This window comes from Telluria antibiotica (assembly GCF_011682055.1).
GTDB lineage: Bacteria > Pseudomonadota > Gammaproteobacteria > Burkholderiales > Burkholderiaceae_D > Telluria > Telluria antibiotica.
Genome location: NZ_JAAQOM010000013.1, coordinates 61,913 through 74,911, shown reverse-complemented (window position 1 = coordinate 74,911; position 12,999 = coordinate 61,913). Strand labels below are relative to the sequence as shown.

At 70.3% G+C, this 12,999-nt stretch carries 12 protein-coding genes and 1 pseudogene; 10 read left to right on the top strand and 3 right to left on the bottom strand.

Translation table 11 applies throughout. From position 1 onward, the window contains the following. The first annotated feature begins 30 nt into the window (after positions 1-30). Positions 31-408 (top strand): hypothetical protein, encoded by a 378-nt coding sequence (locus HAV22_RS20675; RefSeq protein WP_166861655.1) that lies wholly within the window; start codon positions 31-33, stop codon positions 406-408. A gap of 20 nt (positions 409-428) precedes the next feature. On the opposite strand, the gene HAV22_RS20670 is transcribed toward HAV22_RS20675, so the two are convergent. Next, positions 429-1,970 (bottom strand): sigma 54-interacting transcriptional regulator, encoded by a 1,542-nt coding sequence (locus HAV22_RS20670; protein WP_166861654.1) that lies wholly within the window; start codon positions 1,968-1,970, stop codon positions 429-431. A gap of 196 nt (positions 1,971-2,166) precedes the next feature. Between HAV22_RS20670 and HAV22_RS20665 the strand changes: the two genes are divergently transcribed. Beyond that, complete coding sequence (locus HAV22_RS20665; RefSeq protein ID WP_166861653.1) at positions 2,167-3,150, top strand: ATP-binding protein; 984 nt, start codon at positions 2,167-2,169, stop codon at positions 3,148-3,150. 39 nt (positions 3,151-3,189) lie between these two features. On the opposite strand, the pseudogene HAV22_RS31840 reads toward HAV22_RS20665, so the two are convergent. Together HAV22_RS31840 and HAV22_RS20655 are read right to left on the bottom strand one after the other, a co-directional pair. Next, positions 3,190-3,600, bottom strand: a pseudogene (locus tag HAV22_RS31840) (HdeD family acid-resistance protein); the annotation flags it as partial. 84 nt (positions 3,601-3,684) lie between these two features. Then, positions 3,685-4,125, bottom strand: coding sequence for a DUF2784 domain-containing protein (locus HAV22_RS20655; RefSeq protein ID WP_371869698.1), 441 nt, complete (start codon positions 4,123-4,125; stop codon positions 3,685-3,687). 99 nt (positions 4,126-4,224) lie between these two features. On the opposite strand from HAV22_RS20655, the gene HAV22_RS20650 reads away from it, so the two are divergent. The 8 genes from HAV22_RS20650 (at position 4,225) to HAV22_RS20615 (ending at position 12,997) form a co-directional block, all read left to right on the top strand. Further along, positions 4,225-5,058: a lipid-binding SYLF domain-containing protein gene (locus HAV22_RS20650; protein ID WP_166861652.1), complete on the top strand. Its 834-nt coding sequence runs from the start codon at positions 4,225-4,227 to the stop codon at positions 5,056-5,058. Positions 5,059-5,498: 440 nt separating this feature from the next. Then, the gene (gene kduI / locus HAV22_RS20645; RefSeq protein ID WP_166861651.1) at positions 5,499-6,410 is read left to right on the top strand and encodes a 5-dehydro-4-deoxy-D-glucuronate isomerase; all 912 of its coding nucleotides are present in this window, start codon (positions 5,499-5,501) and stop codon (positions 6,408-6,410) included. An 8-nt stretch (positions 6,411-6,418) separates the two neighbouring features. Continuing rightward, positions 6,419-7,174, top strand: coding sequence for a 2-dehydro-3-deoxy-D-gluconate 5-dehydrogenase KduD (gene kduD, locus HAV22_RS20640; RefSeq protein ID WP_166861650.1), 756 nt, complete (start codon positions 6,419-6,421; stop codon positions 7,172-7,174). Next, on the top strand, positions 7,171-8,196 hold the full coding sequence (locus tag HAV22_RS20635) for a PfkB family carbohydrate kinase (RefSeq protein ID WP_229421340.1): 1,026 nt from the start codon (positions 7,171-7,173) through the stop codon (positions 8,194-8,196). Before kduD ends, HAV22_RS20635 begins: the two co-directional genes overlap by 4 nt. Positions 8,197-8,211: 15 nt before the next feature. After that, positions 8,212-9,237 (top strand): aldose epimerase family protein, encoded by a 1,026-nt coding sequence (locus HAV22_RS20630; RefSeq protein WP_166861649.1) that lies wholly within the window; start codon positions 8,212-8,214, stop codon positions 9,235-9,237. Between the two features lie 11 nt (positions 9,238-9,248). Then, positions 9,249-10,463 carry an AGE family epimerase/isomerase gene (locus HAV22_RS20625; protein WP_166861648.1) on the top strand — a complete coding sequence of 405 codons (1,215 nt, stop codon included), beginning with the start codon at positions 9,249-9,251 and terminating at the stop codon, positions 10,461-10,463. Between the two features lie 74 nt (positions 10,464-10,537). Further along, positions 10,538-11,779 carry an oligosaccharide MFS transporter gene (locus HAV22_RS20620; RefSeq protein WP_166861647.1) on the top strand — a complete coding sequence of 414 codons (1,242 nt, stop codon included), beginning with the start codon at positions 10,538-10,540 and terminating at the stop codon, positions 11,777-11,779. 15 nt (positions 11,780-11,794) lie between these two features. Then, a complete protein-coding gene (locus HAV22_RS20615; RefSeq protein WP_166861646.1) occupies positions 11,795-12,997 on the top strand; it encodes a glycoside hydrolase family 88 protein in 1,203 nt (400 codons plus the stop codon). The last annotated feature ends 2 nt before the right edge of the window (positions 12,998-12,999 follow it).

Below are 12,999 nucleotides of genomic sequence, written 5' to 3'. Positions count from 1 at the left end.
ACCGACCGCAGTTCAACCGAAAGGAGCATCATGCCGCAGCAAACTCATCAACTCGTCGTCACCTATGTGCAAGGCCAGACGCTGGCGACCTGGAGCCTGGACGGCGCCCCCCATCAGGACGGCGACAAGTTCGTGGTCAAGCAAGGCGACAAGGTCAGTTTCCAGTTCTCCGGCCCCGGCGACATCGCCGAATGCGTCCTGATCAGCGGCCAGATGGAAACCCGTTGCGCCAACAGCTCGCCGTTCACCGAAGGCAATCGCATCAACCTCAAGGCCAATTCGACGGTGCACGTGGGCGAGAATCTCGGCACCTGGGGATTCACGGTGTCGTTCTCCGCGCATGATGGCGGCGGCACGACCTCGTTCTACTACCTCCCCGACCCGGAAATGCAAGTCGACACGATGTGAACGACTGCTGATCCGGTACGTTACAGCGGCGCCACCCTGTCCAGGGCGAGGCGCCGGATCTCCCGTCGCAGCGACTCGGTCGGCGTCCTGAGCGACGCCGCGCAGCGCCCGACGTCGCCGTCGCACGCGGCCAGCGCCCGTTCGATCTCCTCGGGCGGAATCCGTTCGGCCCAACGGATCTCGCGATGCCCGTCCAGCAGCTTGTACATGGTCGGGCGCGAGATCCCGAGCGTGCGGGCGGCCGCCTGAATATTCCAATCGTTGCCAGCCATCGCATCGAGGACCTCGGCGTCGCTCAGCGCCGACGGCTTGCGGCGCGGCGCTTCCGGTGCTGCCGCCGGGATGGGTGCCGCCATCACCGGGGGCGCGACGTCAGTGGCCGGCATCAGACGGGCCGCGCTGCCCGCCGGCGCCGGCGTCAGCCGCACCAGTTGTTCCAGCTGCGGCGTGCCCCCATGCTGCACGAGCAGCGCTGCGCGCCGCAACGTGTGGCCCAGCTGGCGGATGTTGCCGGGCCAGTCGTAGCAGGCGATTTCCACCACGAGTTCCACGGGCAGCGTCGGCTGGGCACCATGCGCCTGCAGCAGGTGCCCGATCAGTACGCCGATGTCCTCGCGGCGCGCGCGCAGCGGCGGGAGCTGGATCGCGAACCCTTCCAGGCGCCGCAGCAGGGCCTGGTTGAACGCGGCCGCGTCCAGGTCCTGGTCGGTGGCCGCGATGAGGCGCGCGCTCGTCTTGCGGTCCTGGCTCGCACCGAGCGGCCGGTAGTCGCCGCCTTCCAGCACGCGCAGCAGCATCGGCTGCACGCTCGCGGGCGCATTGCCGATCTCGTCCAGGAACAACGTGGCGCCGTCCGCTTCCGCGAACAGGCCCCGGCGCTCCTGCGCGCCCGTGTACGCGCCGCGCGCGGCGCCGAACAACTCGGCCGCCGCCAGCGATTCGTTCAATGCCGCCATGTTGACGGCCACCAGCCGCGTCTGCGCCCGCTGGCCCAGCGCGTGGATGGCGCGCGCCGCGATCTCCTTGCCGGTGCCCGTCTCGCCCAGCAGCAGCACGGGGATGTCGGTCGGCGCCACCATGCGGATCTGGTCGCGCAGGCTGATCGCGGCCGCACCCACGCCGACGAGGCCCGGCACGGGATTGTGCTTCGGCAGGCAGGTCATCCAGTGCAGGCACAGGACGACGGCGCGTCCCAGGGTCAGCACCTGGCCATGCGCGACGTCGGCCGCACCCAGCCTCACCTCGCCCGTGGCCGCGCGGCCGTTCAGCTCGACCGGCATGCGCGTCGCCGGCAAGTGCAACAGAACGTCCTCGCCGTCGCGCACGATCCGCACGGGGTCGCGCGAAATCGTGCCGTGGCCCAGCGGCAGTCCCGCTTCGCCGGGCCGGTAGAACAGGGGCGCGTAGCGGTTCACCTCCAACGCCCCGGGGTCGCCGACGAATTGTTCGCCGATGCGGGCCGGATCCGGATGCCAGAGGATCGTCAGCGCGAGCAGAGGCCGCCCCGGGAGGCCCTGCGCGGACAGCTGCAACGTCTGTGTGTATTCGGTGGAATCGCTCATGCGGCAAGGTCGGGATGCGCGTCTGACGCTTTACATGTAAAGGACATGGCAATTTTACACGCAGAAAGAGCAAAACAGGGCAAGACGACGCTCCGGCAGGTCCATCCGGTGCGTCCGCAGCAGGATTTTGCCATGGCACGGCGTTTGCAATGACATGAATGCCGCCAGCCGGGCGGCGCCATCTAGCAACCGTGCCATGACATTCAACCGTGCCTCCTCGTCCATCCCGCCATTCGATGCCCGCGTCCTGCTCGACGTGCACAATCTGAAAGCCCTGCGCCACCGGCGCGGTGGACGCGAGGCCCTGTCGGAACAGTTCCAGGAACGCCGCCAATGCCTGACGCGTGCCGCGATCAAGCGGGCCGAGTCCGGCAAGCCGGTGCCGTACCGGACGGTACGCCACCTGGCCGCGTTCTACGGCATCGGCGTCGAGTCGCTGATCGAGACGGAACCGCCGCGCCGCATGGCGCCGGCACGCGGCACCGAGGAGGCTTCGGACGTCGAGCGGCTGCAGTGCCGCGCCGTCATCGACGCCGTCCACGTCAGCGGCCGGGGCAGGCTCATCGACGTGCAAGGGCAGGCCGGCTCCGGCAAGTCGAGCCTGCTTGCATTCGGCGCCCGCGACGCCCGTGCGCGTGGCTACGCCTGCGTCCTGCTCGACGGCGGCACCGCCGCGCAACCGGTCGTCCACACGGCCACGGACCTGATGCTGGCCCTGCTCGGCCTGGCACGGGACGACGACGCGGCGCCGCTGGCCGACCGTGTGCGCAACCGCTGCGCCGACCTGGCGCTGCCGGCCGTCCACGCCGACGCGTGCGCGAGCCTCCTCGACACGGCCTCGGACTGGCCTCTGCCGACGATACAACTCCTGCAGACGGCCGCGCTGTGCGCCCTGATCCAGTGCCGCGCCGCGAACGGACCGCTGTTCATTTGCATCGACGACCTCCAGGCCGCCGATTGGCAACTCGCCATGATCCTGAACGTGGCCGTGCCGACGACGCTGGACTATCCCGTGTTGTGGATGTTCGGAACGCGCCTCGAACCGGGCCCCATGCGCCGGCCACTCGGTGTGCGCATGGACGCGCTGGCGCGCACCACACTGCACCTGATGCCGCCGCCCGCGCGCAGGGACCGTGCCGACGCAGGCGGGGTACACCGCCTCAGCCGCGCGGGCGCCTAACCCATCGCCACGGGCGCCGGGCCGCGCGAACACGAATGCGCCGAACATGACGGACACGACGCCGGCAAGCGCGAGCAGCCACTCGCCCGCGATCGACTGACGCAGGCGGACGGCGGCGAGGATGTCGGGCACGCCCACGACGAGCGCATTCGCGCCAATGACCAGGACGAGCAGCAACGCCGTCGCGGCCGAATGGTACGCGGCCACGAGGGCCGCGCCGATGCCGACGACGCCCAGGATGACGGCATCCCGGTGCACCTGTCCGGCGGCACGATGTCTGAGCGCGCCAGCGAGTGACGCGCTGCCGGCCAGGATCGCATACGCGGCAAACAGCCCGACGAGCGCCAGCAGCGTCAGCCCGGGCCAGCCGATGGCCGATACCGCGAACAGGATGCCGAGCAGGCCGCGCAAGGCGGCTACCCACCATGATCGAAAGAAAATACTTTCCATGACCTCTCCGGAGACCGACAACGCGGCCGTCATGCCTTCGATCGGATGGCCCGTCGACGGTTCCAGGCCTCCGTCAGACCTGGATCAATGCGGCCCACGTCGATGGCAACGCAGGATGCGCGCGTACAGCACGGCATTCAGCGCCAGCACTGCGGCCGCCAGCATCCATTGCATGCCGCGCGTGAGCCCGGCCGGGTAGATCAGCGCCAGCAGATAATGATCCAGGAAGCCGCCCGCATAACCGACCGTGCCGGCCAGCAGGCGCAGGCGGTTCTCCAGCACCGTGAGCGGACACGCGGCACCCGTCACCTCGACGACGACACCCCACGCGACGGCTGCCAGGTGCACGGGCAACAGCCGGCGCCGCCACGCGACGAGCGCCGCGCCTGCAACGACGAACAGGATGAAGCCGAGGTGCACCAGCAGCACCGCGGCCGCGAGGAAGCGATACACCATCTCGACGACACCATGCGACGGACTGTCGATGATACGGCGGACGGACGCGTGCCGTCGATACCCGCGCACGACTGACGCATGTCAAGCCGGAACGCGGGTACGAACCTAAGCTCCACCTCCATCGCCGGCGCCGTCCGGCCATAACTTGATACCGCCGAGGAGAACGCCATGACGCACGTGATGCCACATCCCACCATGCTGCCCCGCGCCGGTTGGCGCGGCCTCGCCTTCCGGCTCTCGGCCGCCGCATTCGCCGCCCTGCTCATGCTCGCCTGCCTGCCGACCGCGGCCACGGCGCAGGCGACCCAGCCGGCCCGCGCCGCGCGGCCGGCACCCGCCCAAGCCAGCCACGACGGCGACACGGCCACGCGTCGCCAGCAGGCGGCCGTCAAGCACGTCGACGATGCCGTCGGCGTCGTGCAGACGATGCATGCAGACGCCGGCATGCCGGCACTGCTGGCGCGGGCACACGGCGTATTCATCGTGCCCACCTACGGCCGCGCCGCCCTCGGCATCGGCGGTGCGGGCGGGGCCGGCGTCCTGATGGTCAGGCGTCCCGACGGAAACTGGAGCAACCCCGTGTTCTTCGACATCGGCGCCATCAGCATTGGCCTGCAGGCCGGCGCCGAAGGCGGCCCCATCGCCCTCGTGCTGTTGAACGACAAGGCCGTGGACAGCTTCCGCAAGCGCAACAACTTCTCGCTCAGCGCCGATGCGGGTCTCACGGTCGTCAACTTCGCTCGCATGACCGAAGGGTCGACGGCCGGCGACGTCGTCGTCTGGTCCGGCAACAAGGGCCTGTTCGGCAGTGCCGTCACCGTGGGCATCAACGACGTCCGCTTCAACCAGCGCCTGATGGACGCGTATGGCGGCAAGCCCGTCACCGCGCAGCAAGCCCTCGACAGCACGATGACCGACGCCCGGTCCGACGCATTGCGCAAGGCGCTCGGCAGTCCGCCGGCACCCGCGAGCACCGGCGCCGGCAAGCCCGCCGGGCATTAACGGCGCGTCGGCACCACGACGTTCGGTGGCGGCCGCGACACGCCGGGATCGCGACAAAGGGACACGGCCCGGCAGCCGGTCGCGCCGGCAAACCTGGCCCCCAAGCGCCGGGCCCTGCGGCATTCGGGCAAAAAAAGACCTGCCTGTTCGATGAGGCAGGTCGAATACGGGCCGGAACATACCCGCAAGGAGATCGCAGCGCCCGCATAAACCGGTGACGCGGCGGCGCCGTCCATCTGCGCGCGACGGCACGCATGGACGGCGCCGCTGTTCGCGTCCACCGGCACCGGGCGCAACGCAAGTTAACGATAACAAAAAGCGACCGCTCCACACAAGCATTTTCTGCCGGTCGGCGCGCCACCTCCAGCCCCACGTGAGCACGGCGCTCGCGGCGGCCCCGAACCGTGCGCGGACTCTTTGACATTTCGAAATACCCTGCTATGATTGTTATCGATAACCAACAACCGCCGACCGACAGCGTCACGAACGACGAGGAGACCGCAGTGTTCGAGAAGACCTATTACGCAACCCACCCCGACATGATGGCGGGCGCCAGTACGGACGAGCTGCGCCGCCGGTACCTCATCGACCGGATGTTCGCGGCCGATACCGTCACGTTGAACTATTGCCACGACGAGCGCTTCGTCATCGGCGGCGCGGCGCCGGTATCGCGCGCGCTGGCCCTGCCCGCGCAGACGGAGCCCGCGTCCGCCGCGGGCCAGCCGTTCCTGGCACGGCGCGAACTGGGCATCATCAACGTGGCCGCCGGCACCGGGCGCGTCACCGTCGACGGCCAGCCGTTCGAACTGGCGCCGCGCGACGGCCTGTACGTGCCGATGGGCAGCGCCGACGTCGTTTTCGAATCGCTGGACGCCACGGACCCGGCCCGTTTCTACCTCGCCTCGACACCAGCCCACGTGCGCTGCGAACTCACGAAGATCACGCATGCACAGGCCGTGCCGCTGGAGCGCGGCAGCCCGGCCACGTCGAATGAGAGAACAATCTACCAGTACGTGATCCCCGGCGTCTGCAAGTCGGCGCAACTGCTGCTGGGCCTGACGGTACTGAAGACAGGCAGCGTGTGGAACACGATGCCGCCGCACGTGCACGAACGCCGTTCCGAAGTCTATTTCTATTTCGACCTGCAGGACGACCAGCGCGTGTTCCACTTCATGGGCGAGCCCGACGCCGCGCGCCACGTCGTCGTCGCGAACGAACAGGCCGTCGTGTCGCCGCCGTGGTCGATCCACATGGGATCCGGCACGGCGAACTACGCGTTCATCTGGGCGATGGGCGGCGAGAACCTCGACTACACGGACATGCACGTCCTCGACATCTGCCAGCTCAAATGAGGCACCGCATGCTCGACCTGTTCAACCTCGACGGGCGTACGGCGCTCGTCACGGGCGCCAACACGGGCCTCGGCCAGGGCATCGCCATCGCGCTGGCCGAGGCGGGGGCCGACATCGTCGCCGTCGGCCGCAGCGCGGCGACGGAGACGGGCATGCACGTCGCCGCGCTCGGCCGGCGCTTCCTCGACGTCCACGCCGACCTGTCGTCGACGGCCCCCGCGCGCGCCGCCGTCGACGCGGCCATCAACCTGAACGGCCGGCTCGACATCGTCGTCAACAACGCCGGCGTCATCCGCCGTGCCGACAGCCTGGACGTCGAGGAAGCCGACTGGGATGCCGTCATCGACACCAACTTGAAATCCGTATTTTTCCTCGCCCAGGCCGCCGCACGCCACATGGCGGCGCACGGCGGCGGCAAGATCATCAACATCGCGTCGCTGCTGTCGTTCCAGGGCGGCATCCGCGTACCGGCGTACGCCGCCAGCAAGAGCGCCGTCGCCGGCCTGACGCGCGCGCTGGCCAATGAATGGGCGGCGCGCGGCATCAACGTCAACGCGATCGCGCCGGGCTACTTCGACACGAACAACACGGCGGCGTTGCGCGCCGACCCGGTGCGCGAACCGGCGATCCTCGCCCGCATCCCGGCCGGGCGCTGGGGCGAGCCGGGCGACCTGGCCGGCGCCGCCGTCTTCCTGGCCAGCCGCGCCAGCGACTACGTCCACGGTGTCGTGCTGCCCGTCGACGGTGGCTGGCTGGCCCGATGAATGCCCGCCCCGACATGCGCGGCCGCATCGTCTGCTTCGGCGAAGTCCTGCTGCGCCTGGCCGCGCCGCCGGGACGGCTGCCGCTGAACGCGTCCGCCGCCGCCACCGCTCCCGGGGGCGCGGACGCGAACGTCGCCGTCTCGCTCGCCCTGCTCGGCCACCGGACCGCGATGGTCAGCGTCCTGCCCGACAACGCGCTGGGCCGCATCGCCGTCGACACGCTCGATGCCCATGGCGTCGACACGTCGGGCATCCGCCTGCTGCCGGGCCGGATGGGCTTGTACTTCCTTGCGCCGGGCGCCGTCGGCGGTGCCTCCGAAATCGTCTACGACCGCGCCGGTTCCGCGTATGCGCTGGCCGGGCCGGGCGCCTACGACTGGCCCGCCCTGCTCGACGGCGCCGCGTGGCTGCACGTGTCCGGCATCGCGCCGGGCGGCGCCAACGGTCCCGCGCACGCGGTTCCTGCAGCCTTGCGCACCGCGCGCGCCGCCGGTGTGCGCGTCGCCATCGACGCCAGCGACTGCGCCTCACCCTGGCAGGCACAGGGGCCCGACGCCGCGGCGCCCCTGCGACATGCGCTGGGCCACGCCGACGTGCTGTTCGCCGCCCCGCACGACCTGGCCGCCGCCCTCGGGCGCCCCGAATTGGCAGATCCGGCGCACGACACGGACGCGGCACGGGCCGCATTCGCCGCATTTCCGCGCCTGACCCTGCTCGCGTGGACCCGCTGCGCGCAGGCCGACGCCGACGCCCATGAGCTGTCCGCGACGCTGCACACGCGCACGAAGACGGTGACGGGCGGCAGCTACCGGTTGTCGGGCAGCGTCGACCGCATCGGGACGGGCGCCGCGTTCGCGGCCGGCGTCCTGCACGGGCTGCAATGCGGCATGGCGCCGGACGACGTGGCCGGGTTCGCGCTCGCCGCCGCGGCGCTGAAGCATGCGATCGCGGACGACGCCATGCCCGCCCGCGCCGGCTGGCGCGCACCGGCGCATACCGGAGGCTTCGATGCCGGGCACTGACGCGTGGAGGCGCCCATGACCGGACCGTGGCGCCTCGCCTGGGACCACGGCAGCGCGGAAGTGCAATCGCTGGGCGGCATGCTCGGCCCCCTGAGCCTGCGCATCGGCGACGAACGCGAGCTGGAGATCATGCACGTGGCGCCGTGGGCCGGCATGACGCGCGCCAGCCGGCTGCCCGGCCTCATGCGCCGCCTGCGCGGCGAATGGCCCTGCGTGCCGTTCGGCTGCACGGAGCCACCGCAAGGCCTGCCGGCCGACTGGCGCACGCACGCTCCCGAGGACGGCTGGAACCACGGCTACGCGGCCAATCATCACTGGCGCCGCGTGTCCGCGACGGATACCCGCGTCCACCTCGCCATCGACTATCCACCCGCTTCGCCGATCGAGCACATGGAGCGCGAGATCGTGGCCGACCCGCACGCGCCGGCCGTCGACATCGTGCTGCGCGTGTGGGCGCGCCGGCCCGCGCGCGTGCCCGCCGGCCTGCACCCGACATTCCGCCTGCCGCCGGCGGCGGGCCGGGTGCGCGTCGCACTGGGGCCGCACGCCGGCATCCACAGCTATCCAGCGCAGCCGGCGGGAGCCGTATCGCGCCTCCTGGCCGACACCGTGTCGCCATCGCTCGCGACACTGGCAGGCGTGGACGGCCCCGTCGACCTGGCGCACCTGCCGCTGGCCGCGCCGGCCGAGGAACTGGTGCAGGTGCGGGGGCTCGGCGGCGTGGACGGCGCGGCGCCGTTCGCGCTGCACTACCTCGACTACGACGCGTGCGTGGGCCTCTGGTGGGACACGGCGCAGCTGCCCGACCTGCTGCTGTGGGTCAGCAACGGCGGGCGCATCCACTTCCCCTGGATGAGCAGTCACCTGGCGCTCGGCGCCGAGCCGGTGAACAGCCTGTTCGACCTGGGACGCGTGGCGACGGCGCCGGCCGGCCATCCGCTCTCGGACCGCCTCGGCGTCGCGATCGCGCCGGACGCGCCGTGGGAAACCCGCTACCGCATCGCCGCGTGGCCGCAGGCCGCTTCTTCGACTTCCGACTAGACGAATCCGCCATGGCCCCCGATTTCCGTTCTCCCGCTTTCCTGCTCGACCACGTTGCCGCCACGATGCGGTTCTACCACCCGCGCGCCATCGACCCGACGGGCGGCTTCTACCACTTCTTCCGCGACGACGGCACCGTGTACGACCGCACGACGCGCCACCTCGTCAGCAGCACGCGCTTCATCTTCAACTACGCGACGGCATACCGGCGCTTCGACGACCCGGACTACCTCGCCGCCGTGCGCCACGGGGTCGCGTTCCTGCGCAGCGCACACCGCGACCCGCACACGGGCGGCTACGCGTGGCAGGTCGCGTGGGACGGAGACAAGAAGACGGTGCTCGACGCCGACAACCATTGCTATGGCCTCGCGTTCGTCGTGCTCGCGTACGCGCACGCGCTGCGGGCGGGCGTCGCGGAGGCGCGCAACTGGCTCGCCGAAACGTATGCGCTGATGGAAGCCCGCTTCTGGGAACCGGCGCACGGCCTGTATGCGGACCAGGCCAGCGCCGGCTGGTCGACGCTCGACGGCTACCGGGGCCAGAACGCCAACATGCACGCATGCGAAGCGATGCTCGCGGCGTACGAGGCGACGGGTGAAGTCCGCTACCTGCACCGCGCCGAGCTGCTGGCTGCGAACATCACACGGCGCCAGGCCGCGCTCGCGGGCGGCCTTGTGTGGGAACACTACCGCGCCGACTGGTCGCTCGACTGGGATTACAACCGCGACGACAAGACGAACATCTTCCGGCCGTGGGGCTACCAGCCGGGCCACCTGACGGAATGGGCCAAGCTCCTGCTGCTGCTAGAACGTCACCGCGCCCACCTCGCGGGCGACGCCGACTGGCTCGCGCCGCGCGCCGTCCAGCTGTTCGACGCCGCGCTGGCGCACGCGTGGGACGAACGCCATGGCGGCATCTGCTACGGCTTCGCGCCCGACGGCGCCATCTGCGACGGCGACAAGTATTTCTGGGTGCAGGCCGAGAGCTTCGCAGCCGCCGCGCTGCTGGCCGTGCGCACCGGGAACGCGCTGTACTGGGACTGGTACGACCGTATCTGGTCATACAGCTGGCGGCACTTCGTCGACCACGAGCACGGCGCCTGGTACCGCATCCTCGGTCCGGACAACCGCAAGCTGGGCGACGAGAAGAGCCCGGCCGGCAAGACGGACTACCACACGATGGGCGCCTGCCACGACGTGCTGCGCGCGCTGGAGGCGGCACGATGACGGCCCTTGACTTCCGGGCGCGCGGCCAACAGTATTTCGGCACGAACGCCGGATAACGACGGCAAGGAGACAGCATGGCAACGCGACAATCGCACTTCCGGTTCCTGTGCGGCTTCGTCTACATTTATTTCTTCGCGCAGGCGATGAGCATCTCGCTGCTCGCCCTGTGGCTGCGCTCGACGTTGAAGCTGTCGGGCACGGAGACGGGCATCGTCTTCTCCGCGAACTTCATCGCCGCCATGTGCTCGCAACCGGTGTACGGCTTCGTGTCGGACCGCGTGGGCACCCGCCGCAACATCCTGTGGACGGTGGCGGCCCTCGTCGCGCTGTCCGGCGCGTTCTTCACGCTGGTGTACGCGCCGCTGCTCAAGCTGAACATCCTGCTGGGCGCCGCCGTCGGTGGCCTGTATCTCGGGATCACGTTCATCGCGGGCAGCTATGCGATCGAGTCGTACGTCGACCGCATCGGCCGCCGCGACGGCTTCGAATACAGTCGCGTGAGGCTCTGGGGCTCGCTGGGCTTCGCCAGCGCCGCCCTGTTCAGCGGCCGGATCTACAACGTCAACCCCGGCATCAACTTCGCACTCGCCTCCGCGGCCGGCGTGCTGATGCTCGCCCTGCTGGCCGTGTGGCGCGCCGGGCCGCCCGATGCCGCCGTGCGTGCGCGCGACGGCGTGCGGCTGGCCGAGGCGTTCGCGCTGCTGCGCATGCGGGGCTTCTGGCGCTTCATGGTGTTCGTGCTCGGCGTGACGAACCTGTACCTCGTGTTCGACCAGCAGTTCCCCAGCTATTTCGCATCGCTGTTCCCCGACGTGCAGACGGGCGCCGCGATGTTCGGCTACCTGAACTCGACGCAAATCTTCCTGGAGGCGGCCGGCCTGTTCCTCGCGCCGCTGCTCGTACGCCGCATCGGCGCCAAGCACGGCCTGCTGCTGGCCGGCTCCATCATGCTCGTGCGGATCGCCGGTTCGGGCCTGGCCGTGGGCCCGCTGTCGATCTCCGCGATGAAGCTGCTGCACTCGGTCGAGCTGCCGATCCTCGCCGTCTCGCTGTTCCGCTACATCGCGCGCCATTTCGACAACCGTTTCGCATCGACCGTGTACATGGTCGGCGTGAGCTTCGGGCACTCGCTCGGCCTGGCCGCGCTGTCGCCGCTGGCCGGCGTCAGCTACGACCGCATCGGCTACCCGGCCACCTATCTCGCAATGGCGGGCATGGGCCTCGTGTTCCTCGTCCTGTCCGCCATCTTCCTGCTGCCCACGCCACCGGAAACGGCGGCGGACCCGGTCGCGCCGCTGGCGGAACCGGCCAAATGATCGCAAGGAGTTGATATGTCGTTTTCCCTGAACCCGGCCGCGCTCGAACCGCTGAACACGGCCGCCCTGCCCGCCAGCTGGCGCGGCGGCGTCGACCGCGCCGCCATCGACCGCGCCATCGAACGCGCCCTGGACGCGGTCGACCGCAACCTCGCGCACTTCGGCGACGCGTTCCCGCGCCCGTCCTCGACGCACGGCGTGTATGCCGCGATGGACAACACGGAGTGGACCAACGGCTTCTGGACGGGCATGCTGTGGCTCGCGTACGAGCTGACGGACGCCCCTCGCTACCGCGCCGCCGCGCTGCGCCACGTGCACAGCTTCCACACGCGCCAGCGCGACCGCATCAACGTGAACCACCACGACCTCGGCTTCCTGTACAGCCTCTCGTGCGTCGCCGGCTGGCAGCTGACGGGCGAGCCGCTGGCGGCGGAAGCGGCCCTCGGTGCCGCGCGCCTGCTGCTGCAGCGCTACCTGCCGGGCGCCGGCATCATCCAGGCGTGGGGCGAACTGTCCGATCCGGCCCAGCGCGGACGCATGATCATCGACTGCAACCTGAACCTCCCGTTGCTGTACTGGGCCAGCGACCACACGGGCGACCCGGCATTCCGCATGGCGGCCGACCGCCATATCGAGGCGGCCGCGCGCCACATCGTGCGCCCCGACGGCTCCACGTTCCACACGTTCTTCTTCGACCCCGCGAGCGGCGCGCCGCTGCACGGCAAGACCCACCAGGGCCATGCGGACGATTCCTGCTGGGCGCGGGGCCAGGCCTGGGGCATCTCGGGCTTCCCCCTCGTCTACCGCCACAACGGCGACGCGCGCCTCATCGAGCTCGCGCAAGTGCTGGCGAACTACTTCCTGAACCGGCTGCCGGAGGACGGCGTCTGCTACTGGGACCTGGACTTCACGTCGGGGCCGGAACCGCGCGACAGCTCCGGCGCCGCGGTCGCCGCGTGCGGCCTGCTGGAATTGGCGCAGCACCTGCCCCTCGCCGACCCGCTGCGCGCCGAGTACGAACGCGCAGCGGCCGGCATGGTGCGCACGCTCGCGCAAGATTATGCCGACACGGGCATCACGCCCGGCGCAGGCCTGCTGAAGCACGGCGTCTACCACAAGCCGAACGGCGTCGGCGTGGACGAGGCCTGCATCTGGGGCGATTATTTCTACCTCGAGGCGCTCGTGCGGCTCACGCGCACGTGGCGCCCGTACTGGTGACG

Bases quoted from the DNA above. Each gene is read 5' to 3' on its own strand.
- HAV22_RS20675 (WP_166861655.1), top strand. From the start codon at position 31: ATGCCGCAGCAAACTCATCAACTCGTCGTCACCTATGTGCAAGGCCAG.
- HAV22_RS20670 (WP_166861654.1), bottom strand. From the start codon at position 1,970: ATGAGCGATTCCACCGAATACACACAGACGTTGCAGCTGTCCGCGCAG.
- HAV22_RS20665 (WP_166861653.1), top strand. From the start codon at position 2,167: ATGACATTCAACCGTGCCTCCTCGTCCATCCCGCCATTCGATGCCCGC.
- HAV22_RS20650 (WP_166861652.1), top strand. From the start codon at position 4,225: ATGACGCACGTGATGCCACATCCCACCATGCTGCCCCGCGCCGGTTGG.
- kduI (WP_166861651.1), top strand. From the start codon at position 5,499: ATGATTGTTATCGATAACCAACAACCGCCGACCGACAGCGTCACGAAC.
- kduD (WP_166861650.1), top strand. From the start codon at position 6,419: ATGCTCGACCTGTTCAACCTCGACGGGCGTACGGCGCTCGTCACGGGC.
- HAV22_RS20635 (WP_229421340.1), top strand. From the start codon at position 7,171: ATGAATGCCCGCCCCGACATGCGCGGCCGCATCGTCTGCTTCGGCGAA.
- HAV22_RS20630 (WP_166861649.1), top strand. From the start codon at position 8,212: ATGACCGGACCGTGGCGCCTCGCCTGGGACCACGGCAGCGCGGAAGTG.
- HAV22_RS20625 (WP_166861648.1), top strand. From the start codon at position 9,249: ATGGCCCCCGATTTCCGTTCTCCCGCTTTCCTGCTCGACCACGTTGCC.
- HAV22_RS20620 (WP_166861647.1), top strand. From the start codon at position 10,538: ATGGCAACGCGACAATCGCACTTCCGGTTCCTGTGCGGCTTCGTCTAC.
- HAV22_RS20615 (WP_166861646.1), top strand. From the start codon at position 11,795: ATGTCGTTTTCCCTGAACCCGGCCGCGCTCGAACCGCTGAACACGGCC.